This is a genomic window from Mesorhizobium sp. M4B.F.Ca.ET.143.01.1.1, from assembly GCF_004792275.1.
Lineage (GTDB): Bacteria > Pseudomonadota > Alphaproteobacteria > Rhizobiales > Rhizobiaceae > Mesorhizobium > Mesorhizobium abyssinicae.
Genome location: NZ_SRSR01000007.1, coordinates 303,691 through 330,567, shown reverse-complemented (window position 1 = coordinate 330,567; position 26,877 = coordinate 303,691). Strand labels below are relative to the sequence as shown.

Sequence of the window (26,877 nt, the reverse complement as noted above, 5' to 3'; positions counted from 1 at the left end):
GTCCATGACGGACCAGGTCGTCAAATCGCTTACCGATCCCGCCTTCCTGATCGCCTTGCTGGTCGGCATCGCGGTGTTCGCGACTGTCTTCACGCTGTTGCCCGCGCTCGGCGGCAACCAGCTCAAGTCGCGCATGAAATCGGTGGCGCTCGAGCGCGAGGAGTTGCGCGCCAAGCAGCGCGTGCGGCTGGCCAACGAAGCCGATCGCCGCCGCAAGGGCCTGCGCGAGGAACAGTCGATCGGCATGCGCAACATCGTCGAGCGGCTGGATCTCAGGCGCGCGCTGGCCGATGAGGGAACGCTGCAGAAGCTCAAGGTGGCGGGTTTTCGCGGCCAGAATCCGCTGACGCGCTTTCTCTTCTTCCGCCTGGTTCTGCCCTTTGTCGGTTTCGCCCTGGCGGCCGTCTACCTTTTCGTGCTCGGCGGCCTGCCGCTGCAGCCGCCCTTCATCAAGCTGTTCGTCTGTGTCGTGGTTGCCTATGGCGGCTTCTACGCGCCGATCCTTTACGTCAACAACCGCGCCACCAAGCGCAAGCAGTCGATCCAGCTGGCCTGGCCCGACGCGCTCGACCTGATGCTGATCTGCGTCGAGTCGGGCATGTCGGTCGAGGCGGCGCTGCGCAAGGTCGCCGACGAGATCGGCGGGCAGTCGGTGGCGCTCGCGGAAGAATTCGTGCTTACCAACGCCGAGCTCTCCTATCTGCAGGAGCGCAAGGTGGCTTACGAGAATCTCGCCAGCCGCACCGGCCTGGAATCGGTCAAGTCGGTGACGCAGGCGCTGGTCCAGGCCGAACGTTACGGCACGCCGGTCGCGCATGCGCTGCGCGTGCTGGCTTCGGAAAGCCGCGACATGCGCATGAATGCGGCCGAGAAGAAGGCCGCCGCCCTGCCGCCCAAGCTCACCGTGCCGATGATCCTTTTCTTCCTGCCGGTGCTGTTCGCCATCATCCTGGGGCCAGCCGGCATCCAGGTCAGCCAGCGCGGCATCTTCGGCGATCAGCACAACACCAGCAGCCAGTAAGGCAGCCCGGACGCTGACGAAAAAGCTGCGCTTGACGCCGGCAATGGCCGCTGGCGTGACTGACAGGCTTTGGGAGATCAGTGATATTGTCGCGCTGATCGAGAAGAAGGCAGCCGAGACGCCGGCTGCGCGCGCCGAAGCAAACGGGACAGCCAATGATTGTGAGGATAGCGGAGCTGGAGATCGACGCCGACTGTCTCGACGCCTACGCCGCCCTTATCGCTGAAGAGACTGAAGCCTCCGTGAGGCTGGAGCCCGGGGTGCTTTTTCTGTTCGCGGTTTCGGTCAGGGAAAGCCCGCATCTCGTCCGCGTCATTGAGGGCTATGCCGATCAGGCGGCTTATGAAATGCACCTGACCACGCCGCATTTTCTCAAATACAAGGCCGAGACCGCCGGTATGGTGAAGACTCTCCGTCTCATCGAAACCGATCCGATCTCGCTGAAAGCCAAAGCTCAAATCTGGAACTGACCCACTGCCGATGACCTTGAAGAATCGGCTGACGCGCTGGCGTTGCCGTCAGTTGGTCGCGGCCTTGTCCTTGTCCTGGTCCTTCAGCTGGCTCCAGGCGTTCTGCTGGGCGAGCATCTGGCGCAGATAGGCGACATTGGCTTGCGCCTGGTCGGGTGAGAGTTCCTGTGAGGCGATCTTCTCGGCCTCGTCGAAGCGGCCTTGCAGGCCGACGACCAGCGCCAGGTTCTGGCGCACGCGGCTGTCGGCGTTGGGCTGCTGGGCCGCCGAGCGCATGTAGGTCTCGGCCGTGCGCAAATCGCCTTCCAGCACATAGGACATGCCGAGGTTGGACAGGATCGAGGGTTCGTTCGGCTTGAGGTCGAGCGCCTTGCGATAGTCCTGGCGCGCCTCGTCCCGCTGGCCGAGCTGGTCTAGGATCGCGGCCTCCGCCGACACCAGCCGCCAGTCCGGATATTCCGGCGTCTGCGCGCGGCGCACGGCGTCCAGCGCAGGCTCGAACTGCCCGTTGGCGGCGAGCGCCTTGCCGTAGGCGGCGAGCACGTCGCGGTCCTTGGGCAGCGCGATCGCCAGCTTGCGCATGACGGCAAGCGACTGGTCGGCATCGCCGTCCATCTGCAGCGCCGCCGCGTAATTGGTGGCGATCCGTTTGTCGGTGGGGTTCTTGGCATAGGATTCGCCAAGCCTGGTCGTTGCGCTGTGCAACTCGGTCGCCGACATGGTCTCCAGCGGCTTGCTGTTGGAGCGCGTGATCGAGCCGGTGGTGAACTTGCTGGTCCCGCAGCCAGCGACACTTGCCGCGAGTGCTGCCATGAAGACCGTGGTGATCAGCCGCTTGCCCGTGGTGTTCATCAAACCGTTGATCAGCATCGGCCTGCGGCCTCCATCCATCTGCGGCCTTGCGTGGCCGTCTTCCCTCCCGAAGAAATATTCTGTTAACCCTAACGGACAGTTAAGAAAGGCCCCTGAAGCTCCCATTGTCCCTGCTGTTAGGGCAGGCCCACCGTTGCGCGGGGTCGAACGGACGACACGCTGGCTGGCGCCGTCGCCCGAATTCTCGTTGGATTTTTCTGACGCTTCTGCCAGTGAACAATGACCAAGCGTCCTTAGCCGGAGTCCATCGAATGCCAGTCGAACTCGTCGAGACGAAATCCACGGCCGCGCTGCCGGTTCATCTGGTCACCGGCGGCGGCCTCGAGGCCGCCGGCCTCGCGCCGGCCGCGATTGCCTGGGCCAGGGCCAACGGCTTTTCCGGCGAGGCCGGCAGGACGCTGACCTTGCCCGGCGAAGACGGCGCGCTCGCCGGCGCCTTGTTCGGCCTTGGCGACGGCGAGGGCACGCTTGCCGTTGGCGCCCTGGCGAGGGCGTTGCCCGAAGGCGACTGGCATTTCGCCACCGAGCCGGCCTGGCCGGATCTGGCCGCGACCGGGCTGGTGCTTGGCGGCTATGCCTTCACCCGCTACGGCAAGAAGCCCGGCAAGGCGCTGCGCTTCGTGCTGCCGGCGGGTGCCGATGCCGCGCATGTCCGCCGCATCGCCGATGGCGTTTTCCTGACCCGTGATCTGGTCAACACGCCGACCAGCGACATGGGGCCGGACGAGCTGGAAAAGGCGGCGCGGACGCTGGCCTCGGCGCACGACGCCGAAGTGTCGGTGATCGAGGGCGACGATCTCTTGAATCAGAATTTCCCGATGATCCATGCCGTCGGCCGCGCCTCATCCGGCGCGCCGCGGCTGATCGACCTGCTCTGGGGCTCGCCGGATGCGCCGAAGGTGACGCTGGTCGGCAAGGGCGTCTGCTTCGACACCGGCGGCCTCGACATCAAGCCGTCCGCGGGCATGCTGTTGATGAAGAAGGACATGGGCGGCGCGGCCAACGTGCTTGGGCTGGCGTCGATGATCATGGCTGCCAGGCTCAACGTGCGGCTGCGCGTCTTGATCCCGGCGGTCGAGAATTCGATTGCCGGCAACGCCTTCCGGCCGGGCGACGTGCTGACGAGCCGCAAGGGCATCACCGTCGAGATCGGCAATACCGATGCCGAAGGGCGGCTGGTGCTGGCCGACGCGCTGGCGCTCGCCGACGACGAGCAGCCCCAGTTGCTGGTCGACATGGCGACGTTGACGGGTGCCGCCCGCGTCGCGCTCGGCCCGGACCTGCCGCCTTTCTACACTGGCGACGATACGCTGGCGTCCGAGCTGTCGGCGGCCGCAGTCGCCGTGGAGGATCCTCTGTGGCGCATGCCGCTGTGGCGGCCTTACGATGCAAAGCTGTCGTCGAAGATCGCCGACATCAACAACGTCACCACCGACGGCTTCGCCGGTTCGATCACGGCGGCGCTGTTCCTCAAGCGCTTCGTCGAGAAGACGCCGCGCTGGGCGCATTTCGACATCTTCGCCTGGAACCCGTCCGATCGCCCATACGGCGTCACCGGCGGCGAGGCGCAAGGCATCCGGGCGCTGGAGCGGATCATCTCGAAGCGATTTGCGTGACGCATCCGGGACGGCCGGCAAGATGCCGCCACTGAAACGGAACCGAAACAATTTGCCGGCATGCTGGCGCGATGTCGATCTCGATGCGCCCGAGCCAGGCCCTCAGACTGTGGCAGCAGGTGATGCTGTCGCAGGTGCGCGACGGCTCGCCCGATCTCACCATGCGCCAGACGGCGATCCTGTTCACCATCTATCTCGACCCGCCGCCGCATACGGTGCGTGGGCTGGCCGCCCGGCTCAACGTCACCAAGCCGGTCATCACCCGCGCGCTCGACACGATGGGGGCGCTGAAGCTGGTGTCGCGCCACCGCGACGAGCTCGACAAGCGCAACGTCCTGATCCGGCGCACGGTCGAGGGCGCGCTCTTTGTCGAGCGTTTCGGCGATGGTATCATCGCCAGGGCCCATGAACTGCCCATCTGACCGATTGTCCATCTGACCGAGTGCTCGATTTGACCGCCAGGGATGCCCGCCTTCACGCCTTCCGTTCCGATCTCGCCGATGCCAGGCTGAAGGGAGAGGTCTCAGCCGATCGTTTCGTCGCCGGCCGGCCGGCGCGGATTTCGGTGTCCGTCGCCGACCTGCGCAAGGCGCCGCGCCCGGATGCCGGCGTCAACACGCAGGCCCTGTTCGGCGACGACGTGCTCGTTTTCGAGGACAGCGCAGGCTGGGCCTGGATCCAGGCCGAGCGTGACGGCTATGTCGGCTATGTCGCCGACACGGTGCTCGGTCCACGCGAGCAGGCGCCGACCCATATCGTTTCGGTACCGCGCACCTTCCTCTATCCGGGGCCGGACCTGCGCTTTCCAGTGAGCGGCCAATTGTCGATGGGATCGGCGGTGACGGTGACCGGCGCCGCCGAAACGCGCGGCACGCACTATGCTCTCTTGTCGTCGGGCCAGGCGCTCATCGCGGCCCATCTGCAGCCTGCCGGCGAGACTGCGGCCGACTATGTTTCGGTGGCGGAAAGTTTTCTCGGCACGCCCTATCTCTGGGGCGGGGTCTCGGGCTTCGGCATCGATTGTTCCGGCCTCGTGCAGTTGGCGATGCGCATGGCCGGCAGGGACGTGCTGCGCGATTCCGATATGCAGGCGGCCTCGATCGGCAAGCCGCTCGATCCGGGCCCGGACTTCACCGGCATGCGGCGCGGCGACCTAGTCTTCTGGAAAGGCCATGTCGCGATCATGACCGATGCCGACACAATGATCCATGCCAACGGCCACACCATGCTGGTCTCGCGCGAGGGACTGAAGGACGCCGTCGCCCGCATCGGCTATCTCTATGGCGGGCCGACGGGGTTCCGGCGACCGTGATCTTTCCTTCTCCCCGTTCACGGGGAGAAGGTGCCCGAAGGGCGGGTGAGGGGCGGCGCGAACCCCTGATTGTTCGCGCTGACGGCCAACCTCTGATCGCCGGCGCGGCCCCTCACCTGCCTGCCGGCATCCTCCCCCCGTAAACGGGGCGAGGAAGGATGATCCCCTTTTGTTCCGATTTTCCTTGGCGTTCGCGCGCCGTCGCGCTACCTCTGGCGGGTGACAGAGCAGCCGCGCCTCGCCGAACAGAATGCCGCAGTGGTCCTGCCCGAACCATTCGTCAGATGGTTCGCTGAAAAGGGCTGGGCGCCGCGTGCCCATCAGCTCGAGCTTTTGGCGCGGGCTCAGGCCGGCCAGTCGGTGCTGCTGATCGCGCCGACCGGCGCCGGCAAGACGCTGGCCGGCTTCATGCCCTCGCTCACCGAGCTCGCCAACCGTCCCAGGCGGAAACCCGGCCAGGCGCATCGCGGCATCCACACGCTCTACATCTCGCCGCTCAAGGCGCTCGCCGTCGACATCGAGCGCAATCTCGGCAAGCCGGTCGAGGAGATCGGCCTGGGTGTAACTGTCGAGACGCGCACCGGCGACACGCCCTCGCACAAGCGCCAGCGACAGAAGCTGGCGCCGCCCGACATCCTGCTCACCACGCCCGAACAATTGGCGCTGCTGATCGCGGCCGGCGACGCCCGGCGCTTCTTCGAGGATCTGCGCTATGTCGTGCTCGACGAGCTGCATTCGCTGGTGACTTCGAAGCGCGGCCATCTCCTGGCGCTCGGCCTGGCTAGGCTGCGCAACTTTGTGCCCGGACTGCAGACGATCGGATTGTCGGCAACGGTGGCCGAACCGGACGAGTTGCGGCGCTGGCTGGTCAGCCAGAATCCACCCGATGACATGGCCGAATTGATCGTCGTCACCGGCGGCGCCAAGCCGGAAATCTCCATCCTCGATTCGGAAGAGCACGTGCCGTGGGCGGGACATTCCGCCCGTTACGCCACGCCGGAGATCTATCGCGAGATCAAGCGCCACAAGACGACCTTGCTGTTCGTCAACACCCGTAGCCAGGCCGAGCTGCTGTTCCAGGAATTATGGCGGGTCAATGAGGACACGCTGCCGATCGCGCTGCACCACGGTTCGCTGGATGTCGCGCAGCGCCGCCGCGTCGAGAAGGCGATGGGCGAGAATGCGCTGCGCGCCATCGTCGCCACCTCGACGCTCGATCTCGGCATCGACTGGGGCGATGTCGATCTGGTCGTTCATGTCGGCGCGCCGAAGGGGGCCAGCCGGCTGGCGCAGCGGATCGGCCGCGCCAACCATCGCATGGACGAACCGTCGAAAGCGATCCTGATCCCCGCCAACCGCTTCGAGGTGCTGGAGTGCCGGGCGGCCCTCGACGCCAACTATCTTGGCGCGCAGGACACGCCGCCGCTGGTCGATGGCGGGCTCGACGTGCTGGCCCAGCATGTCCTGGGTTGCGCCTGTGGCGCGCCATTCCACGCCGACGCGCTGTTCGAGGAGGTCAGATCGGCGGCGCCTTATGCCAGCCTCGACCGACCGACATTCGACCGGGTGATAGATTTCGTCGCCACCGGTGGCTACGCCTTGAAGAACTATGAGCGCTACGCCCGCATCCGCCTGAACAAGGACGGGATGTGGCGCGTATCCAATCCTCGCGTCGCCCAGCAGTACCGGCTGAACGTCGGCACCATCATCGAGGTGCCGGCCCTCAACGTGCGCTACGTGCAGGCCGGCAGCAAAGGGTCGGCTTCGCGTGGCGGCCGGGTTCTCGGCAAGATCGAGGAGGCGTTCCTGGAGACGCTGACCCATGGCGATACCTTCATGTTCGCCGGCAAGGTGCTGCGCTTCGAAGGCATTCGCGAGAATGAATGCTTCGTGTCGAACGCGCCCGGCAGCGATGCCAAGGTGCCCTACTACGGCGGCGGCAAGTTTCCGCTTTCGACCTATCTCGCCGAGCAGGTGCGCGCCATGCTGGACGATCCACAGCGTTGGAAGAAGCTGCCGGAGCAGGTCGCCGACTGGCTGCGCTTCCAGGCCGACAAATCGGTGCTGCCCAAACGCGATGACCTTTTGATAGAAACCTTTCCGCGCGGCAACCGCCACTATCTCGTCGCCTATCCGTTCGAGGGCAGGCTGGCGCACCAGACGCTCGGCATGTTGCTCACCCGCCGGCTCGACAGGGCGGGCGCCAGGCCGCTCGGCTTCGTCGCCACCGACTATGCGCTTGCCATATGGTCGCTGGCCGACATGGGCATGATGTTCAGGGCGAAAAGACCTTCCTTGCCCACCCTCTTCGACCAGGACATGCTGGGTGACGATCTCGAGGCGTGGTTCGCCGACAGTTGGCTGCTGAAACGCACCTTCCGCAATTGCGCGCTGATCTCGGGACTGATCGAGAAACGCCACCCGGGCAAGGAGAAGAGCGGCCGTCAGGTCACCGTATCGACCGATCTCGTCTATGACGTGCTGCGCAGCCACGAGCCCGACCATATCCTGCTGCAGGCGACGCGTGCCGATGCGGCGACCGGTTTGCTCGATGTCAGCCGGCTTGCCGAGATGCTCTCGCGCATCAAGGGTCGAATCGTGCATAAGAATCTCGAGCAGATATCGCCGCTTGCCGTGCCGATCATGCTCGAGATCGGCAAGATGCCGGTGCATGGCGAAGCGGACGAAACACTGCTGATGGATGCGGCGACGCTGGTCGAGGAGGCCATGGGGCCGGGAATGAGCGAGGCATGAATTATTCGCTGACACGCGCATCGCTGATCGCCGAGGCCGATCTTGTCGGCATCGCCGGCGAACGCGCGGTCTGCGATCCCCGCGGCGTGCTCTACTTCCCCGATCTGCGGCTGCTCGCGGTGTCGGATCTGCATCTGGAGAAGGGCTCCTCCTTCGCCAGGCGCGGCGCGCTGATCCCGCCCTACGATACCGGTGCTACGCTGCTCAGGCTGCAGGCGGTGATCGCCGATTACCAGCCGGCGATCGTCATCAGCCTTGGCGATTCTTTCCACGACGGCGGCGGCGCGGCGCGTATGCATGAAAGCTTTCGCGAGCGACTGGAAAGCCTGATCGCCGGCCGCGACTGGTTCTGGATCGCCGGCAACCACGATCCGGACGCGCCGGCCGACCTGCCCGGCGAGACCGTGCGCGAGCTTGCCATCGGGTCTCTCCTCTTCAGGCACGAGCCGTCCAAGGTGCGCGTGGAGGGCGAGATATCAGGCCACCTCCATCCTTGCGCCCGGATCGTCCAGCAAGGCCGCTCGGTGCGGCGGCGCTGCTTCGCCGCCGACGGCGGCCGCATGATCATGCCGGCCTTCGGCGCCTATACCGGCTCGCTCAACGTGCTCGACCGCGCCTATGCCGGCCTGTTCCGTCGCGAGACGCTGATGGCCTATATGCTCGGCGCCGAGCGCATCTTCGCCATTGCCGGCTCGATGCTGCGGCCGGGCTGAGCTGAAGATTGCTTTAGGGAAGCATCACGGTTGCGCCGGTCGTCTGCCGCGCTTCGAGCCGGCGATGCGCTTCGGCCAATTCGGCGAGCGGCATCCGGGCGTGCACGGGGATTTTCACGGCACCGCTCAGCACGACGCGGAAGAGTTCTTCGCTCATGGCGACGACGTCCTCGCGCCGGGCGAGATGATGGAACAACAACGGCCAGGTGGCCAACAGCGAGCCTTTCTGCATCAGCAGCATGATGTCGAACGGCGGGATCGATCCTGACGCCGTGCCGAAGCTGACGAAGGTGCCAAAGGGCCGCAGGCAATCGAGCGAGGCGGGAAAGGTCGCCTTGCCGACGCCGTCGTAGACGACGTGACAGCCGTCGCCTCCAGTGATCTCCCTCACCCGCGCGGCAAAGTCTTCCCTGCCATAGTCGATGACATGGTCGCAGCCATTGGCGCGCGCGAGCTCGGCCTTCTCTGGCGAACCGACCGTGCCGATGACGGTGGCGCCGAGATGCTTCGCCCATTGTGTCAGGATGAGGCCGACGCCGCCCGCCGCGGCCTGCACGAGGATGGTGTGGCCCGCCTCGGCGCGAAACGTGCGGCGCAGCAGATATTGCGCCGTCAGCCCCTTCAGCATCATCGCCGCGCCGGTCTCGAAGTCGATGGCGTCGGGCAGGTGAACGACAAGATGCGCCGGCACGATGCGTTCCTCGGCATAGGCGCCCAGCGTCTCGACATAGGCGACACGATCGCCGGGCGCAAAGCCGCTCACCCCTTCGCCGACGGCGACGATCTCGCCGGCGCCTTCATTGCCCGGCGTGAATGGCAAAGCGGGCGGCGCATATTCGCCGGTGCGGAAATAGATGTCGACGAAGTTGAGGCCGACCGCCCGGTTGCGCACGCGGACCTCGCCGGGTCCGGGCTGGCCGATGTCGACATCTTCATAGGCAAGCACATCTGGGCCGCCATGGCGGTGGACGCGGATCGCTTTCATGGATTTCTTCCTTGCGCTGTCTCGTGGCAGGGAGATAGCGCGTGGCGCGATATCATTGTAGGTTGATATCCATGACATCAGAGTTCAAGGATCATGATATCTGACCAGATTGGCATCGACCTTCTTCGCACCTATGTGGCGGTCTGCCGGCAGGGCAGCCTGAGCAGGGTCGCGGCGCAGACCGGCAGAACCCAATCGTCGCTGAGCATGCAGATGCGGCGGCTCGAAGGATTGCTGCAACGGCACCTGTTTCAACGCACCGGCCGCGGCGTCGTGCCAACCGCGGAGGGGGAACTTTTTCTGGGATACGCGACCCGCATCCTGGCTCTGGGCGATGAGGCGGTGGCGCGTCTGCAGCAGGCCGGCATAGGCGGCGGGGTGCGCATCGGCCTCGCCGAGGAGGTCACGACGGCGGCGCTGTCGGCAGCGCTCGGGCGGCTTCATCGCACCTATCCCGACATCAGCATTGACGCGACGGTCGAGCACAGCGTCGCGCTGGGACGGCTTTGGAGTGAGGATGCGCTGGACGTCATGATCGCCCCGACGTCCGTCGTCGCGGCCGATGCCCTGACGACGTGGAACGTCGAACTGCAGTGGGTCTGCGCCCAGGACTACGAACTGGATGCGGAGCGGCCGCTCGATCTCGTCGCCTTTGGCGCGACCTGCCCTTGGCGCAGGCGCATGATCGAGGCGCTGCTTGCCGTCGGCAGGGAGCACAGGATCGGCTTGTCGTGCCAGAGCGTCACCGGCCTGCAGGCAGCGATCGAGAATGGGCTGGGCGTCGGGCTGCTTCCGCCCGAATCGGTGCGCACTGCTTCGATGCGGGTGCTGAAGACATCGGCTGGCGTTCCCGAGACGCTCACAGTCCAATACGGTCTTTACGCACACGACCGACGGACAGCCGTCGTCGATGCCGCGATCGAGATCTTGCTGAAGGACTTGCCGGCGGCGTCACGGGCACGGGCCGCATGACGGAGAGAACGCGCTACCGGCCGTAATAGAGGGTGACCGTGTGCTTCGCCTCGGCGAAGAACAGCCAGCGCTCGACCAGCATGCCGGCGAGCTGCAGCAGAGCGGCGATCACCGACGCCATCATGGCGAAAGGCCATGGCAGGACGAATGCCATGGCGACCAAGATGGCCGGCAAGGCGAAGGCCAGGGCCTGCGCGATCCGCCGCAGCTTGGCGGCATGCTTGCGCGCGATGCGAAAACCCATTTCCTTGAGCAGATAGTTTTCCTCGGTATGCGGCCACTCGAGCGAGCGCACCGTGCCGCCGGCAAGGCCGGTTGCGGTGTTGGCCGTGGTCGGGATTTCCAGTTCGTCGTTGTGCCGCCACGTCGCCAGCTTCCAGCCCCAGCCGAGCAAGGTTAGGACCAGCGCGAACGCCAGCACGGCTCTCGATCCGCCACCGAAACCCTGCAGCAACGCGTTGAAAAGCACGCCGCCGGTCATCGCCGAGAAGATCAGATAGCCGGGCAGGGTGAAGCGGCTATGCCACTGCGCGATCGGCTTCAGCGAGGCATAGATCATGCCTGTGGTGCAGACCGTGGCGACCGCGCCGACAGCCGCCAGCAATCCGGCGACCGCCACCCAGCCGCCGCTGCGGCCCAAGAACACCCAGCCGATGCCGAACAGTCCCGCCGGGATGAAAGTCGCCACCGATGAGACCCCCTCGCGCGACAGCCAGGAACTGCGCCATTGCGAGAACGCCCGCCAGGCGCGCTCCGGTCGGCCGAGATGGCCGGTCGACGACAGAAGGCCGGCCGCGATCAGGCCGAGCGCCAGTCCGATGCCGACGAGCCCGAGCCAGAAGTCGGGTTCGACAAAGCCCAGCCCGCCGAGCACGCCAAGCAGCGCCAGCAGGCCGTAGCCGGCGCCTGTGGCAGTGGTGAAGAAGACGACGGAGAAAGCGGGATGCATGGCCGGGATGCTAGTTCGAAAGCATGCGGTCGATCCAGCCGAGGAAGCCGCCTTCGGCCCGCACCGGCTCCAGCGCCGGCGCCGGCACCCTGGCGGCGCGTTCCGTATGGGCGCGCGGCGGCAGATACTTGTTGGTCGGGCGGTAGCCGAGTTCCGGCATCAGGTCGACGCCGCCGCGCGCCGTCACCAGCTGCGACACGGCTGACGCCGGATCGCCGAGATCGCCGAAATGCCGGGCGCTGGTCGGGCAGGCCGCCACGCAGGCCGGCACGCGATCCTCCTCGGCCAGATTGTCGTTGTAGATGCGGTCGACGCACAGCGTGCATTTCTTCATCACGCCGACCTGCGTGTCGAACTCGCGCGCGCCGTAGGGGCAGGCCCAGCTGCACAGTTTGCAGCCGATGCATTTGTCCTCGTCGACCAGCACGATGCCGTCCGACGCCCGCTTGTAGGAGGCGCCCGTCGGGCAGACGGTGACGCAGGCCGGCGTCTCGCAATGCAGGCAGGAACGCGGGAAGTTGACGGTGCGCCCGCCCATCTCGGTCGTGTGCTCATAAGCGTGCACGCGGTTGAACCAGACGCCGTCGACATGCCCGCCATAGGGATCGATATCGGTCAGCGGCGCCATATGGCCGCCGGTGTTCCATTCCTTGCAGGCGGTGACGCAGGCCTGACAGCCGACGCAGGTGTCGAGGTCGATCACCAGGCCGAGTTTCTTGTCGGTTTGCGCGGGAAGGCAGGTCATTCGGCGGCTTCCCTCTTCATGCGGAATTCGGCGCCGAACTGAAGCATGTCAGGCGAGGGCTGGAAGCGCGGCGGCTCTCGGAAGCGTTCGAACTGCGGCTCGGTGAAGCCCGCTTCCTCGGCCGCGCATTTGACGATCCGCACCCGGACGTCGAACCATGCCGCCTGTCCCGTCACAGGATCGGAGTTCGAATAGCGCTTGCCGCTGGCGTCCGCCGCGGTCTGGTCGCCGATGATGTGGTTGAGCAGGAAACCGCGATTGCTCTCCGCCGCATCGTCCTTCAGCCCCCAGCTGCCGCGCCGCTTGCCGATGGCGTTCCAGGTCCACACCGTGTCGGGGTTGACGCCGTCGACCAGCTTGATCTGTCCCTTCACCCGGCCGTTGACGCTCTCGATCCATACCCAGTCGTCGTCGACAAGGCCGAGATCGGCGGCGGTCTTTGCATGCATGAACAGCCGGTTCTGGCTGGTGATCTGCCTCAGCCACGCATTCTGCGAGCCCCAGGAATGGTACATGTGCATCGGCCTCTGCGTCAGCGCATGCAGCGGATATTGTTCGAGGTCGACGGCGTCTTCCTCGAATGGCGCGTACCAGAACGGCAGCGGGTCCATGTAGGCTTCGATGCGGTCGCGTTCCGCCTCCGGCGGCTGCACGTTCCCATGGCCGCGCGCGGCAATCCGGAAGCGCTGCATCGGCTCGGAATAGAGCTGGAAGACGATTGGCTCGGCCTTGGCGATGAAGCCCATCTCAGCCGCGAAGTCGAGATAGGCGCGGTTGCCCATCTTGTAATAACGCTGGTCGGCGGAAAAATCGTGGTGCCAGAAGCCGCCATTGTCGATGTAGCGCTGCAATTGATCGGGATTGGCTTCGCCTCTGCCGATCGAGCTTCCGTCCTTGCCGCGCCAGCCGGCGAGCGGACCGATGCCCGGCGTGCGCTCGTGGTTGACGATGTAGTCGGCATAGTCGCGGTACTTGGGCGAGCCGTCGGCGTTGACGAAACCGGGCAGGCCGAGCCGCGCGCCGAGCTCGATCATCACCGACTGGAACGGCCTGACGTCGCGATCCGGCTCGACGACGGGATGGCGGATCGCATCGCCCGGCCCGTCGGCATGGCTGATCGGCCGGTCGAGCAGGCTGATGCAGTCATGCCGCTCGAGATAGGTGGTGTCCGGCAGCACCAGGTCGGCGAACGGCACGGTCTCCGAGTAGTAGGCGTCGGAATAGATGATGAAGGGGATCTTGTAGTCGCCCGACGCATCCTTGTCGGTGAGCATGCGAATCGTCTCGACCGTGTTCATCGAGGAATTCCAAGCCATGTTCGACATGTACATCAATAGCGTGTCGATCGGGTAGGGATCACCCGCCCAGGCATTGCGGATGACCGAGTGCATCAGGCCGTGCGCGGCTAAAGGCGCCTCCCAGGAATAGGCCTTGTCGATGCGTGTCGGCGTGCCGGCCCCGTCGACCAGCAGGTCGTCCGGCCCGCAGACGAAGCCGAGCGGCATGCCTTCCAGCGGGGTCATCGGGCGGACGTCCTTGCCCGCCGGCTTCGGCCCCGGCGGCGCCGGGCGCGGATAGGGCGGCTTGAAGCGGAAGCCGCCCGGCACGTCCACGGTGCCGAGCAGCACCTGCAGCAGATGGATGGCGCGGCAGGTGTGAAAACCGTTGGAATGGGCCGAGATGCCGCGCATGGCGTGCATGGAGATCGGCCGCCCCTTGATCGTCTCGTGCCTGCGCCCGGCCCAGTCGGTCCAGGCCACCGGTAGTTCGATCGCCTGCTCGAAGGCGACATGCGCCAGCTCCGCCGCGATCCGGCGGATCGTGTCGGCGCTGACGCCGCAGCGGCCGGCGACCGCGTCGGGCGAATAGCTGTCGTTGAGATAGCGGTCGGCAAGGAGCTGGAACACCGGAACGCAGCGGCGGCCGTTGACCGTATGGCTGCCGGTCAGCGCCGGTTTCGCGTTGGGGTCGGCAGCCCGGACCGGTGTCTTCGCAACCCTGTCCCAGGCGAGCGGATGGCCGGCGGCGTCGCGAACGAAGAGCCCGTCATCGGAGGTTCCCGGCTCCTGGATGACGAGCACATGGGCGTTGGTGTAGCGCAGCAGATAGTCGAGATCGACGCGGCCGGCCTTGAGCAACTCGTGGACAAGCGCCAGCACGAACAGGCCGTCGGTGCCCGGCCTGATGCCGATCCAGTCGTCGGCGATCGCATTGTAGCCGGTGCGGCACGGATTGATCGAGACGACCTTGGCGCCGCGCGCCTTGAGCTTGCCGAGGCCGATCTTGATCGGGTTGGAATCGTGGTCTTCGGCGACGCCGAAGAGCATGAAGTATTTCGTGTTGTCCCAGTCGGGCTCGCCGAACTCCCAGAACGAGCCGCCGATCGTGTAGAGGCCGCCGGCCGCCATGTTGACCGAGCAGAAGCCGCCATGGGCGGCGAAGTTCGGCGTGCCGAACTGGCTTGCCCACCAGCCGGTCAGGGATTGCGACTGGTCGCGTCCGGTGAAGAAGGCGAGCTTCTTGGGATCGCTCCGGCGTATCGCCGAGAGCCGCTCGGTCGCGATCGAGAAGGCTTCCTCCCATTCGATCTGACGGAATTCGCCCGAGCCGCGCGGGCCGCTGCGCAACAGCGGCTTCTTCAGCCGCGCCGGACTGTAGTGCTGCATGATGCCGGCGCTGCCTTTGCCGCAGATCACGCCGCGATTGACCGGATGGTCCTTGTTGCCGTTGATATAGCGGACCTTGCCGTCCTTGATATGGACGTCGATGCCGCAGCGGCAGGCGCACATATAGCAGGTGGTCTTGGCGATCCGGTCGGAGACGCCTGGCGAAGTGTCGACGCCGTCGCCCTCGTCGGGCGCGCGCGTGTCGGCCAGCGGCCGCTGCGACGGGGCGGAATTTGCGCCGCGCGGCGCGCCGTGGCTCATTGTTCCCGGATGCTCTGGCGGCTCGCGATCTTGGCTTTCGTCTTCGGCCCGGGACCGCGCATATAGTGCTGTTCAGGGTGGTAGCGATCGCTGGCGAGCCGCCGCTTCAGGCCACGGGTCCAGTGCGCGAACAGCGATTTGAAGCGCCCCATCATTTCCAACTCTTGCGGCGCGGCCGCCAATTTTTTCCAACATCCAGTGAAAACTTAGAACAAAGCAATCGATCTGTCTAACAAGTTGCTCTTGTAATTCCGATCGATTTTGCTTCTTAATTGCACATGACCCTTGAACAGTTGCGCATCTTCGTCGCCGTCGCCGAGCGCGGCCACATGACCAAGGCGGCCGAGCTTCTGGGTATCTCGCAGTCGGCCGCCTCGGCTGCCATTCGCGCGCTCGAGCAGCAGCATGGGGTGCGGCTGTTCGACCGCGTCGGCCGCAACATCGAGCTGGCGCAGACCGGGCGCAGGTTCCTGCCCGAGGCCAAGGCGGTGCTGGAGCGCGCTGCCGCCGCCAGCAATGTGCTGGAGCATGTCTCTCAGACGGTCACCGGCAGCCTGTCGATCGCTGCCAGCCAGACCATCGCCAGCTACTGGCTGCCACGACGGCTGGCTGCCTTCCACGAGGCCTATCCTGCCGTCAGGCTGAATGTCAGCATCGGCAACACCAGCCAGGTCGAGACCCATGTGCTCGACGGCACGGCGGATTTCGGCCTGGTCGAGGGGCGCACCGAATCCGACATCCTGCGGCGCGCCAAGGTCGATGTGGATCGGCTGCTGCTGGTCGTCGCCTCCACGCACCCGAAAATCGCCGAACATGGGCGCGGCCACCCCGATATCAGGGAGCTGCGCTGGATCATCAGGGAAGGCGGCTCCGGCACGCGCGAGGCGCTGGAAGACCTCGCGCGCCGCGAGGCGGTGCCGTTCGCCGATCTCAGGATATTCCTCGTCCTGCCGAGCAACGAGGCGATCCGCCAGGCGGTCGAGGCGGGCGCCGGCGCCACCATCATCTCGGAACTCGTCGTCGGCCGCGCCGTGGCCGAAGGCAGCTTGCGGTCGGTGCCGATCGACCTGCCGAAGCGCGACTTCGCCATCATTACCCACCGCGACCGCCAGCCGAGCCTCGCCCAGATGGCGCTGCGGGCGCATCTGGGTGGAAAGGCGGACTTGCCGCCGCTGAGCAGGGGCTGATCGGGAAGAAGCGTCTCAGGCGAATTTCCGCTGCGCATCCAGCGCCAGCCCGAGCCCGACCGAGCCGAACATGTCGCCCTCGATGACGGAGGCCTGCGGCACCAGCGAAAGGATCTGGCGTTTGGCGAGCGGGATCGCGGTCGAGCCGCCGGTCAGGAACACGGCGGTTATGGCGGAGGCGTCGACACCGGCGTCGGCGATCGTCTGCCGGACCGTCGCGGTCACCCGCTCGATGTCGTCCCCGATCGTCGCCTCCAGTCCGCCGCGCGTGATCTCGGGCGCGAAGCGTGCGCCGGGCAGCGAGACCCTCACCTCGGCTGAGGACTGATCCGTCAGCGCGATCTTGGCCCTTTCGACCAGGCCTGCGATCGCGTGTCCGTAGCGGTGCTCGACGATATGGATGAATCGGCCGACGAGATCGGCGCGCTCGGCCTCGAAGCGGATCTGCCTCAGGTCCGTCATCGCCTTCGCTGTATAGACGAGATTGATGCGCTGCCAGGTCGCCAGATCGATGAAATAGCTCGCCGGCAGGTTGCGCTTGCCGTCCTTGGTCGGCGTCAGATAGCCGAGCTCGGGCATGACATGGGCGATGCTAAGCAGCCGGTCGAAATCGGTGCCGCCTATATGGATGCCGCGATTGGCCAGGATGTCGCCCTTGCGATCGGCCGAGCGCGCGCGTTCGGGCGAGACCCGGACCACCGAGAAGTCGGACGTGCCGCCGCCCATGTCGACGATCAGCGCCAGTTCCTCCCGGGCAACCTTCTGTTCGTAGTCGAGCGCCGCCGCGATCGGCTCGAACTGGAAGGCGATGTGCTTGAACCCTTGCGCCCGCGCCGCCTTTTCAAGCTCGCCCTGCGCCCTCGCATCGGCCTCGGCGTCATCGTCGACGAACTGTACCGGGCGACCGAGCACGATCGTCTCGACCGAAGTGCCAGCGTCCTCTTCCAGCCGCTGCTTCAGATGGGCGATGAAGAAGCCGATGATGTCGGTGAAGCCGATCAGGCGCGCCTTGATCCGCGTCTTCTCGTGAGCGAGCGAGCTGCCGAGCACGCTCTTCAGGGACCGCATCAGCCGTCCCTCGATGCTGTCGGTGTAGTCGCTGATGGCGCGGCGGCCGAAATAGGTATGGCCGTCCTCGAAGTTGAAGAAGACGGCGCTTGGCAATGTAGGCTGTTCACCTTCCAGCGCCACCAGTCGCGCCTGCCCGTTCCGGATCACGCCCACGGTGGAATTGGACGTGCCGAAATCGATGCCGCCGAATGCTGATTGCATAGCAGCCTCCTGTCATTGGTTTCGCCGCCGGCATCGGAAAACGCGCCGTCATCCGGGTGGCCGGACCGCTCTGCCAAAAAATGAATGTGTGTGCTTGCCCCTGACTTGGGAGGCGGCGATTTATCGCAAAACCGGGAAAAGGGAAAGCCCCTTTCCCGCGTCTGTATCAATCCTTGCGGAAGACGAGCCGCCCGAGCCAGCCGGTGAGCATGGCGAGCGACACGGCGAACACGCCGTACAGGAAGGAATAATCGTGCGCGACGCGGAAGATCGACTGCTCGAAACCGGATTTGCGGATTTCGAGCTGGGCCGAGCTTTCCTTGATGAACATGCCGCTCTTGAACAGGAAGGCGCGCGCCTTGTGGGTGCCGACCGGAACGTCGGGCGCCAGCCTCACCGTGGCGCGGAACAGGTTCTGCGACAGGAACTGCACGCCGCCGACATTTTCGCTGTAGAGCCCGGTCGCCTTCTTGCGATCGCGAAGTGCGGCGGTGAACTCCTCGATCGTCGCCGGGCTGTCGGTCTCGTCGGCGGGCTTCATGTAGAGGTTGGCCGAGCCGAGCGACAGCTGCTTGTAGCTGTTCGGTTCGGTTATGTCCTGCAGCGGCCGCGTCGTGGCCACCGAATAGGACACCGGCACGTTCTCGAACGTCTCCGACTCCAGATTGATCCAGACGCCGAGCACCCGGTCCTTGCGCCGCACCACCACCGGTCGCGGCGGGCCCTCGAGCACGACGATGACGTCGTAGCGCCCCTGGCGCGCAACCAGCGGATCGGGGTTTTCCAGTGACCCGAAGATGGTGAGGTCGGCGCCGGAAAACCCGGCGGTGATCGAGACGGCGTCGGTCGACAGGCCGATCTGGATGCCTTCGACCGGCGGGGTTTGCGCCGCCGTCGGCGACGCGGCAGCGACGAGCAGAAGCAAGGCGGCGGCCGCAAACCCCTTCCTCCCCGCCATCAGTTCAGGCCCGCCGCGGAAAGCGAATAGAGATTGGGCGGGGTGACGAAGAGATCGATCGCCAGGCGGATGGCAACGGCGAGAACCAGCAGCGCCAGCAATGCCCTGAGCTGCTCGCCGCGCAGCTTCTGGCCGGCCTTGGCGCCATATTGCGCGCCGGCGACACCGCCCGCCATCAGCAGGAAGGCGAGCATCACGTCGACCGTCTGGTTGGTGGTGGCGTGCACCAGGGTGGTGTAGGCCGAGGTGAAGATGATCTGGAACAGCGAGGTGCCGATGACGACGTTGGTCGGCACTTTCAAGAGATAGATCAGCGCCGGCACCATGATGAAGCCGCCGCCGACGCCCATGATCGACGACAGGAAGCCGATGCCGGCGCCGAGCCCGAGCACCGGGATGACGCTGACGAACAGCTTCGAGGCGCGGAAGCGCATCTTCAGCGGCAGCCGGTGGATCCAGTTGTGCTGGCCGGACTTCTTCAGCACTGGCGCGGCGCCGCTGCGGGTGGCGCGCAGCGCATTGACGCTCTCGACCAGCATCAGCCCGCCGACGGTGCCCAGCAGCGCGACGTAGAGCAGCGAGATGAAGAGATCGAGCTGGCCGAGCCGGCGCAGCACGGCAAAGACATAGACGCCGCCGGTCGAGCCGACGATACCGCCCGCGAGCAGCACGCCGCCGAGCTTGAAGTCGAGCGTGCCGCGCTTCATGTGCGACAGCGCGCCGGAGAAGGAGGAGGCGATGACCTGGTTGGCGCCGGTGGCGACGGCGATCGCCGGCGGGATGTTGTAGAAGATCAGCAGCGGCGTGATGAGGAAGCCGCCGCCCACCCCGAACATGCCCGACAGGAAGCCAACCGCCGCCCCCATGGCCAGCAGCACGAAGACGTTGACGGAAATTTCCGCGATCGGGAGATAGATGCCCACCCGTCAGTCTCGATCAGTTTGCCTGTCGGCGATGCAGCCGCAGCGTGCAGTCTCGCACCGAAAAGCCAATTTTTTCTTGCGCCGACGCGGCGGCGGGGAGCAAACCCCGCCGCCGCGTCGAAACAAAAAAGCATCTCAATCAGTTAACAGGCAAATGTGTGGCAAGGCATCGCGGAAGCGACGCATCTGCCGTTATTTGCGCGCCAGCAGCGCCTTGACCAGTTGTTCGTCGACCTCGCCGGTCGGTTTCATCTTGTTGTCGGTCTGGAAGGCCATGATCGCGGTCTTGGTCTTGTCGCCCATCACGCCGTCGGCGCCGCCGGCCTCATAGCCGTTCTTGTTGAGGATCAGCTGGATGTTCTTGACCGCCTTCTTCATGTCGATGCTGGCGGTCGTCTGCGGCGTGCCGTCCTGCCAGGATTCGGGGATGTCGGCCGAGTTGGCCGCCTGGTCGATCGGCTTCGGCTTCCACAATTCCGTGGCGGCGCGCGCCCGCTCCAGCTGCTCCGGACGCAGCGCATTGGCGATCTCGTCGCGCTTGGAAGCAGCATCCTTGTCGCCGGTCTTGGCGACGAGCGCGAACCATTTGTAGGATTCCTCCAGGTTCTGCTTCATGCCGACGCCCTTGGCCGCCAGGATGCCGAGGTTGAACTGGCTGTCCTTGACGCCGAGGTCGGCCGCCGCCTGGAACCAGTGCGCCGCCGATTCATTGTCGGTGACGCCATCCGCCGCCATGGCGAACAGCACGGCGAGATTGTGCATGGCGCTGGCGTTACCCTGTTCGGCGGCAAGCTGGTAGAAGGTCTTGGCCTTCTTGATGTCGCGGGTGACGCCGATCCCCTTCTCGTAGAAATTGCCGATGCGGTATTCGGCCGGCGCGAAGCCGAGCTCGGCGGACTTCTCATACCACTTGGCCGCGGCCTTCATGTCCTCCTTGACGCCACGCGATTCGGCATAGCGCGAGCCAACCTCGAACAGCGCCTTGGCATCGCCGCCGGCGGCGGCGTCGCGCAGAGCCGGCGGACCGGCGTCGGCCGGAATGTCGATCTTCGCAGCGGCCTGGGGCGTGCTGCCGGCGGGCGGAACCGCGCCTGTGGTCTCGGGGACCGTCGGCGTGGCGGCCGGCGCCGTGGCCATCGGCGCGGTGTCGGCATCCGCATCCGTAGCCGGCATCGCAGGCGCCGAGGCGGTGACATCCGGCGCTGGGGCCGTGGTAGCAGCCGGCGCGGCCGAAGCCATCGGCGCCGGCGCCGGTTCAGCGGCGGCGGGCGCGGCATCCATCACCGTATTTGCGTCCATCGGCAACGCGGTAGCGGTCTGCGCCGGCGCTGCATCCTTTAGCGGTTCCGCTTGCCGCACGGCGCGTGCCGGAGCGTCCTCGGCGGCGGTCTCCATCTTCGGCGCGGCGTTGGTCTTCGGTTCGGCCGTGGCATTGAGCGAAGCCGTCTCCACCGGCTGCGCGGCAACGATCGGCGCGGCGTCGTTGCTGGCGACCGGCGCGGGATCGGAGAAGAAGGCCTTGCCAAGCTGCAGGCCGGCAAGCGCCAGCATGATCGCGGCCGCTGCCATCAGGATCGGCTTGCGCCGCGCCTTGAGCAGGTCGCCGATCCTGAGCGCCTTGACCGGGCCGCCCATCGTCGACTGGCGCTTCAGCGCGTCGGCCTCGGCGGCGGCGGCTTGCGCTGCGCGCCTTGCCGCGGCGATGAAGTCGGACTTTGCCGCATCGCTCTCGTTGCGCTTGACCGGCGGACCCCGCTCATCGCGCACGCGCTTCATGATGGCGGTGAGATCGGGTGCGCCGGAACCGGGTTCCAGCGGGCGGTTGGCGAATTTCGGATCGAGCGGTTCGTCGAGGTCGACGCTCGGGGCGTCGACGTCGGGCGCCGAACCGGCAAGCGGCGGCGTCTCCGCCTGCTTCTTGCCCCTGAAGGCGCGCGCCAGTCCGCCGAACATCGACTTCTTGCCGGCCTTCTCGCTCTTTTCGGTGATCGTGTCCGAACCGAGCGCCGCCATGGCGGCGGCCGCCGCCGCTTCAGCCGGCGAACGTGGCGCCGGCTCTTCGCGCGCAACCGGTTCGTTGCGCAGGATCGCGGCGGCGCGGGTGTCGAGATCCGCGATATCTCCGGACAGTGGCAGCGGCTGGTCGATATCCATCGACGGCGCATCCTGCACCGCAATCTTGGAACCGCGTCCTGCGCGCTTGCCCATCGGCTGCGGATCGATGAGCTCGCTGACGGCTTCCACCGGCTCGCTGGTCTCCAGCGAGCCCAGCCGGTCGACGATCTTGAGCAGCGTGTCGTGGATGGCCTCGAAAGTGCGCGAATTGCGTTCGTCGGAACGGCGCGTCAGGGCTTCGAGCGTCTTCAGGTCCTGCGCGAGGCCGCTGACCGCCGCCGTGTTGGCGCTGGTGTCAGCCATCGAACGCACAGCACTCTCGGCCGCCTCGCGGGCCGCGCTGAGGATCGAATCGCGCGTCCCGGCCAGCGACTTCTCGATCTCGTTGAGGCGCGGGCTGATGTCCTCGAATTCCGGCAGCGGCGTGCCAGGCTTGGTGAGATGCGCCGAAAGCCCGGAAACTTGCGCCTCCAGGCTGCGGATCAGCGCTGGGTCGATGCCAGCGACCTGCGCGGCGGATGTTTCCAGCCGGCTGGAGATGTCTTCGAGCCGGCTTTCCAGGCCCCGGATCGCCAATTCGCTGGCGGGGTCTGGCGTGCGCGTCTCCAGGCGCTTGGCGAGCGCGGTGAAGCGGGCATCGATGGCGTCCATGATGCCGGCGCTGTCGGCCTGCGGCATGCGCTGGTCGAGCCTGTCGGCAACTTCGTCCAGCCGCCGTTCGAGATCGCGAAACAGCATGTTGCCCTGCTCGATCGCGTCGCCCTGCCGGCGTTCCATCATCCCCGACAGCGCGTCGAAGCGCTGTTCCAGCCCCTGGAAGATGTAGTCGGCGTCGGGCATGGCCGGCGCGTGGTCGATCTTGTCGGCGATCATCGCGATCTGCTTGCCGAGCCGGTCCATCGCCTGCTCCGGCAGGTTGGCGCGGGCGGCCAGCTCATCGACGCGGCTCGACAGGAGATTGAGCCGATCCATCACCTCCCGGCCCGGCTGAGCCTGGGTGACTTCCTCGATCTGCTGCGCCAGCGAGGCGATCCGCTTCTCGATGCGCTCGAAGGGTTCGGGGTCGAAGACATTGGCCTGCGCGGCTACGGTCGAGGCGACGATGGCGCGCGAGATCTCGTCCAGCCGCTCGTCGATCATGCCGAACGTGTCGCTGGCGCGATTGCCCTGCTGGCTGGCGAACTGGTCGACGGCGCCGGCAAGCGTGCGCACCTTTTCCTCCAGCGAGCGCAGCGACAGCGATTCCGGCAGGTTGTTGACGGCAGTGCTGATCTGCTCGAGCCGGTCGGTCAGAGCCGACAGGCCCGGATTGTCCGAGCGCTGGCGCTGGTCGGCGTCGACGCGATCCTCGAAGGCGCTCCACCGGCGGTCGAAATCGTCCCAGCGGCGGTCGACCGCGCGCACGCTTTCCTCGCGCGCCAGCGTGTCCAGCGCGCCCTTGACCTGCTCCAGCTCGAGCCTGAGCAGGTTGACGCTCCGGTCGTCGCTCTTCTCGGCCAGCGTCTGGATGGCGCCGGACAGCCGCTCGAATTCGAGGCCGAGCTCGGCGCTGCCCTTGCCTGCCTGGCCATTTGCCTGGAAGGCGCGCTCGATGTCCTGGCGCAGCGCGTCGAATTCGCGCTTCAGCCCGGCGGTCATCTGGTGACGCAATTCCTCGCGCAGGCCGCGCAGCTCGCCGGCGATCTTGCCGACCACGGCGACGCTGTCCTCCTGGCCGCGCACGCGGTCGATGTCGCGGGCGATCGCCTGGTAGTTCTGTTCGAAGGCGGGCGCCGCCGGCGCCGGCGCTTTTGGCCGCGGTGCCGGCTGCGGGTCGTCATACCAGCGCGGCTGTTGGCCAAAGGGCTGGGCGCTGGCGTAGCGCGGTTCCGGCTGGCGGCGAGGGTCGACGCGCTCGGCCGTGTCCTCGCGCGTCCGCTCCAGCCGCTGCTCCAGCGTTTCCAGCGAGCGGTTCAGCTGCTCGAGCGTGGTGTGCGGCCTGCGCTGCCTGCCGGCATTGAGAGTATCGAGATAGGACCGCTTGCTGTTCATCGATGCGCCCGTGTTCAGAATGGCCGGCTCCTGGCCGGATTCCCCAAAGTCCCGCCGGGACGAAGGCGACCGCGCGGTTCTGCTGCGGCGGAGGCCAAGCCTCCCGGGCCTTTCGCCCGCGCTTCGAAAACCGTGAAAAATTCGCTACAGGATAACCACGGGTGACCGACATGCGCACATTTCACCCAACGTGGTAAACAACGCGTTAACCAAGCTTAAGAACTTGCATATGCCTTTCCGTTCCCGGAGCGCCTCCTCAAAAACCGTTCCGGATTTCAGGATCGCCCGCCAATGGGTGCGGCATAACGTTCTTAGCCTAGAACGCCCTTGCGTCATGAGCCGGCAATCGGTATAGAATTGACGTAAACGTAAGAGGTGCGCAGATCCCGCCTTTTGCGATTTTTTTGTTGAAACCACGACTGGAAGCACGCCCCCGCTTCCACTCAGGCGACGCAAGGTCCGGGACCGCGGCGCCACCAGACGGGGAAAGCCAGTGACCATGAAACTTGTTTCGGCCGGCGAAGCCGCGGCCAACACCAATGACATATCGACTGAAACCGGCGAGGACCTTGTCCGCATCGGCGAGATGGCCAAGAAATACGGCGTGACGTTGCGCACGCTGCGTTTCTACGAGGACAAGGGCCTGCTCAACCCGAAGCGCGACGGTTCGACCCGTCTCTACACGCGCCGGGACAGGGCACGGCTGAAGCTGATCCTGCTCGGCCGCAAGGTCGGGTTCTCGTTGCGCGACGTCAAGCAGATGATGGATCTCTACGATCCGACCGGCTCCAACACCAAGCAGTTGCGGCTGGCGCTCGACAAGTCCGAGAAGCAGCTCGCCCGCTTGCAGAAGCAGCGGGCGCTGATCGATGACGCCATCAACGAATTGAGCACGTCGATGACGGCGGTGCGCCAGATGCTGATGGATCGCGCGCCGCAGGCGAGCGCCGCCGGTTAATCGCTTCGCCGCTTTCCGGCAAAGCAGATGACGAATGAGAGCCGCGCGACCTGGGTCGCGCGGCTCTTTATCTTTTGCTGGCCACGCATCGAAAATTTTCCGGCTGCGACAAGATTGACGTTTACGCAAACGTCAATATTTGCTATCGGGGCGTCGACATTGGCTCAGCCTCCGATCTGCGCTTTGATCGAGAACTTGCTAGGCAGGGCCAGACCGCAAGGGTGGAGGAAGGCATGACGATCTACAGGGCGCCGATCCAGGACACGCTGTTCGTGCTCAACGACGTGCTGGGCTATCAGCGCTATTCCAACCTTCCCGGCTTCTCCGACGCGACGCCGGATGTCCTCGAGGCGATCCTTGCCGAAGGCGCCAAGCTTGCCGAGAACGTCATGCATCCGCTGAACCGTGTCGGCGACATGGAAGGCTGCGTGCGCCATGACGACGGCTCGGTGACGACGCCCAAGGGCTTCAGGGAGGCTTTCGACCAGTATCGCGAGGGTGGCTGGATGGGGCTCGCCGCGCCTGCCGAGTTCGGCGGCCAGGGCCTGCCCTACACGGTCCACACGGCGGTCTCCGAATATATGGTCTCTGCCAACATGGCGCTGATGATGTATCCGGGCCTGACGCAAGGGGCCATCGCCGCCATCATCACCCACGGCACCGACGAGCAGAGGGCGACCTGGCTGCCGAAGCTGGTCGAGGGCGCCTGGACCGGCACCATGAACCTCACCGAGCCGCATTGCGGCACCGATCTCGGCCTGCTGCGCTCCAAGGCGGTGCCGAACGGCGACGGCACCTACAGGATCTCCGGCCAGAAGATCTTCATCTCCGCCGGCGAGCACGACATGTCGGACAATATCGTCCACCTGGTTCTGGCCCGCATCGAAGGGGCGCCGGAAGGCGTGAAGGGCATTTCGCTGTTCATCGTGCCGAAGCTGAAGCTCGATGCCTCGGGCAACCCCGGCCAGAGGAATACCGTCTCCTGCGGCTCGATCGAGGAAAAGATGGGCATCCACGGCAATTCGACCTGTGTCATGAACTATGACGAGGCCGAAGGCACGCTGCTCGGCGAGGCCAATGGCGGGCTGAAGGCCATGTTCACGATGATGAACGAGGCCCGGCTCGGCGTCGGCCTGCAGGGGCTTTCGCTGTCGGAGATCGCCTACCAGAACGCCGTCTCCTACGCCAAGGACCGGCTGCAGGGCCGTTCGCTGTCCGGAGCCAAGGCGCCGGACAAGAAGGCCGACCCGATCATCGTCCATCCCGACATCCGCCGCTCGCTGATGACCATGAAGGCTTTCAACGAGGCCGGCCGCGCGCTGGCGCTGTGGACCGCGATCAAGTCGGACGTCGCCCATCGCGCCGGCGACGACAAGGACCGCCAGGCGGCCGACGACTACACCGGCCTGCTGACGCCGGTGGTCAAGGGCGTGCTCACCGACAAGGGCTTCGACCACGCTGTGATGGCGCAGCAGGTCTTCGGCGGCCATGGCTACATCGAAGAGCATGGCATGAGCCAGTTCGTGCGCGATGCCCGCATCGCCATGATCTACGAGGGCGCCAACGGCATCCAGGCGCTCGACCTCGTCGGCCGCAAGCTGGCGCAGAATGGCGGCCGCGCGGTGCAGGCCTTCTTCAAGGAGGTCGCCGAGTTCTGCGAGGAGAACCGCGCCGACGAGAAGCTGGCGCCCTTCACCAAGGCGCTGAAGAAAGGTCTCAACGACCTGCAGGCGGCGACCATGTGGCTGGTGCAGAACGCCATGGCCAAGCCTGACAATGCGGGCGCCGCCTCGACCGACTATATGCATCTCTTCGGCCTGGTGGCGCTGGGCTATATGTGGGCGCAGATGGCCAGGGCCGCGGGCGTCAAGCTGGCGGAAGGCGCCAATGGCGCCGCGTCCTTCTACGACAACAAGCTGGTGACCGCGCGCTTCTTCATGGAGCGGATCATGCCGGAGACGGCGACGCGGCTTGCCCGCATTTCCAGTGGCGCGGACACGCTAATGGCGCTGCCGGCGGAAGCGTTCTAGAAATCGTGGGGCGTCCCCCTCCCCCTTGAGGGGAGGGTGGCTGCGAAGCGGCCGGGAGGGGTCGCC

At 66.0% G+C, this 26,877-nt stretch carries 21 protein-coding genes; 11 read left to right on the top strand and 10 right to left on the bottom strand.

The features are described from left to right. Window positions 1–4 precede the first annotated feature (4 nt). Window positions 5–1,021, top strand: coding sequence for a type II secretion system F family protein (locus EN786_RS19780; RefSeq protein WP_127285596.1), 1,017 nt, complete (start codon window positions 5–7; stop codon window positions 1,019–1,021). A gap of 155 nt (window positions 1,022–1,176) precedes the next feature. Continuing rightward, window positions 1,177–1,491, top strand: a complete 315-nt coding sequence (locus EN786_RS19775) for a putative quinol monooxygenase (RefSeq protein ID WP_127285597.1) — start codon at window positions 1,177–1,179, stop codon at window positions 1,489–1,491. A gap of 48 nt (window positions 1,492–1,539) precedes the next feature. Here the strand turns inward: EN786_RS19775 and EN786_RS19770 are convergent, their stop codons facing one another. Then, complete coding sequence (locus EN786_RS19770; RefSeq protein ID WP_127285598.1) at window positions 1,540–2,361, bottom strand: tetratricopeptide repeat protein; 822 nt, start codon at window positions 2,359–2,361, stop codon at window positions 1,540–1,542. 254 nt (window positions 2,362–2,615) lie between these two features. Between EN786_RS19770 and EN786_RS19765 the strand changes: the two genes are divergently transcribed. The 5 genes from EN786_RS19765 to pdeM all read left to right on the top strand — a co-directional run bounded on the left by EN786_RS19765 (window position 2,616) and on the right by pdeM (window position 8,759). Continuing rightward, window positions 2,616–3,980: a leucyl aminopeptidase family protein gene (locus EN786_RS19765; RefSeq protein WP_127285599.1), complete on the top strand. Its 1,365-nt coding sequence runs from the start codon at window positions 2,616–2,618 to the stop codon at window positions 3,978–3,980. Window positions 3,981–4,051: 71 nt separating this feature from the next. Then, entirely contained in the window at window positions 4,052–4,402 is a 351-nt protein-coding gene (locus EN786_RS19760) for a MarR family winged helix-turn-helix transcriptional regulator (RefSeq protein ID WP_127285600.1), read from the top strand. A 29-nt stretch (window positions 4,403–4,431) separates the two neighbouring features. Beyond that, window positions 4,432–5,292: an NlpC/P60 family protein gene (locus EN786_RS19755; protein WP_189340441.1), complete on the top strand. Its 861-nt coding sequence runs from the start codon at window positions 4,432–4,434 to the stop codon at window positions 5,290–5,292. A gap of 219 nt (window positions 5,293–5,511) precedes the next feature. Next, window positions 5,512–8,046: a ligase-associated DNA damage response DEXH box helicase gene (locus EN786_RS19750; protein ID WP_135908745.1), complete on the top strand. Its 2,535-nt coding sequence runs from the start codon at window positions 5,512–5,514 to the stop codon at window positions 8,044–8,046. Continuing rightward, window positions 8,043–8,759: a ligase-associated DNA damage response endonuclease PdeM gene (gene pdeM, locus EN786_RS19745; RefSeq protein ID WP_135860457.1), complete on the top strand. Its 717-nt coding sequence runs from the start codon at window positions 8,043–8,045 to the stop codon at window positions 8,757–8,759. The genes EN786_RS19750 and pdeM overlap by 4 nt, the downstream gene beginning before the upstream one ends. Window positions 8,760–8,772: 13 nt before the next feature. Here the strand turns inward: pdeM and EN786_RS19740 are convergent, their stop codons facing one another. Beyond that, on the bottom strand, window positions 8,773–9,744 hold the full coding sequence (locus EN786_RS19740; protein ID WP_127311898.1) for a quinone oxidoreductase: 972 nt from the start codon (window positions 9,742–9,744) through the stop codon (window positions 8,773–8,775). Window positions 9,745–9,837: 93 nt separating this feature from the next. Between EN786_RS19740 and EN786_RS19735 the strand changes: the two genes are divergently transcribed. Further along, entirely contained in the window at window positions 9,838–10,716 is an 879-nt protein-coding gene (locus EN786_RS19735; protein ID WP_135908743.1) for a LysR substrate-binding domain-containing protein, read from the top strand. Window positions 10,717–10,729: 13 nt separating this feature from the next. Here EN786_RS19735 and EN786_RS19730 read toward each other — a convergent pair whose 3' ends face one another. Genes EN786_RS19730 through EN786_RS19715 form a run of 4 tightly spaced genes read right to left on the bottom strand, consistent with a single transcriptional unit; the run spans window position 10,730 to window position 15,519 of the window. After that, window positions 10,730–11,665 carry a DmsC/YnfH family molybdoenzyme membrane anchor subunit gene (locus tag EN786_RS19730; protein ID WP_127309928.1) on the bottom strand — a complete coding sequence of 312 codons (936 nt, stop codon included), beginning with the start codon at window positions 11,663–11,665 and terminating at the stop codon, window positions 10,730–10,732. Window positions 11,666–11,675: 10 nt separating this feature from the next. After that, window positions 11,676–12,410 carry a 4Fe-4S dicluster domain-containing protein gene (locus EN786_RS19725; RefSeq protein WP_127309929.1) on the bottom strand — a complete coding sequence of 245 codons (735 nt, stop codon included), beginning with the start codon at window positions 12,408–12,410 and terminating at the stop codon, window positions 11,676–11,678. After that, window positions 12,407–15,337 (bottom strand): molybdopterin oxidoreductase family protein, encoded by a 2,931-nt coding sequence (locus EN786_RS19720; RefSeq protein ID WP_127309930.1) that lies wholly within the window; start codon window positions 15,335–15,337, stop codon window positions 12,407–12,409. The genes EN786_RS19725 and EN786_RS19720 overlap by 4 nt, the downstream gene beginning before the upstream one ends. Beyond that, window positions 15,334–15,519: a hypothetical protein gene (locus tag EN786_RS19715; RefSeq protein WP_127285692.1), complete on the bottom strand. Its 186-nt coding sequence runs from the start codon at window positions 15,517–15,519 to the stop codon at window positions 15,334–15,336. Before EN786_RS19715 ends, EN786_RS19720 begins: the two co-directional genes overlap by 4 nt. Before the next feature lie 96 nt (window positions 15,520–15,615). Here EN786_RS19715 and EN786_RS19710 point away from each other — a divergent pair, with 96 nt between their 5' ends. Then, complete coding sequence (locus tag EN786_RS19710) at window positions 15,616–16,524, top strand: LysR substrate-binding domain-containing protein (RefSeq protein WP_127309931.1); 909 nt, start codon at window positions 15,616–15,618, stop codon at window positions 16,522–16,524. A 15-nt stretch (window positions 16,525–16,539) separates the two neighbouring features. On the opposite strand, the gene EN786_RS19705 is transcribed toward EN786_RS19710, so the two are convergent. From EN786_RS19705 to EN786_RS19690, 4 genes are all read right to left on the bottom strand, one after another. Continuing rightward, the gene (locus EN786_RS19705; RefSeq protein WP_127309932.1) at window positions 16,540–17,796 is read right to left on the bottom strand and encodes an Hsp70 family protein; all 1,257 of its coding nucleotides are present in this window, start codon (window positions 17,794–17,796) and stop codon (window positions 16,540–16,542) included. Window positions 17,797–17,962: 166 nt separating this feature from the next. Then, the gene (locus EN786_RS19700) at window positions 17,963–18,754 is read right to left on the bottom strand and encodes a TIGR02186 family protein (protein ID WP_127309933.1); all 792 of its coding nucleotides are present in this window, start codon (window positions 18,752–18,754) and stop codon (window positions 17,963–17,965) included. Beyond that, window positions 18,754–19,677, bottom strand: coding sequence for a sulfite exporter TauE/SafE family protein (locus tag EN786_RS19695; RefSeq protein ID WP_126056615.1), 924 nt, complete (start codon window positions 19,675–19,677; stop codon window positions 18,754–18,756). Before EN786_RS19695 ends, EN786_RS19700 begins: the two co-directional genes overlap by 1 nt. Window positions 19,678–19,869: 192 nt before the next feature. Next, window positions 19,870–23,823: a peptidoglycan-binding protein gene (locus EN786_RS19690; RefSeq protein ID WP_127309934.1), complete on the bottom strand. Its 3,954-nt coding sequence runs from the start codon at window positions 23,821–23,823 to the stop codon at window positions 19,870–19,872. A gap of 499 nt (window positions 23,824–24,322) precedes the next feature. Here EN786_RS19690 and EN786_RS19685 point away from each other — a divergent pair, with 499 nt between their 5' ends. Further along, window positions 24,323–24,781 (top strand): MerR family DNA-binding transcriptional regulator, encoded by a 459-nt coding sequence (locus EN786_RS19685; protein ID WP_127285335.1) that lies wholly within the window; start codon window positions 24,323–24,325, stop codon window positions 24,779–24,781. Window positions 24,782–25,014: 233 nt separating this feature from the next. Then, a complete protein-coding gene (locus EN786_RS19680; protein ID WP_127285336.1) occupies window positions 25,015–26,811 on the top strand; it encodes an acyl-CoA dehydrogenase in 1,797 nt (598 codons plus the stop codon). Window positions 26,812–26,877 lie beyond the last annotated feature (66 nt).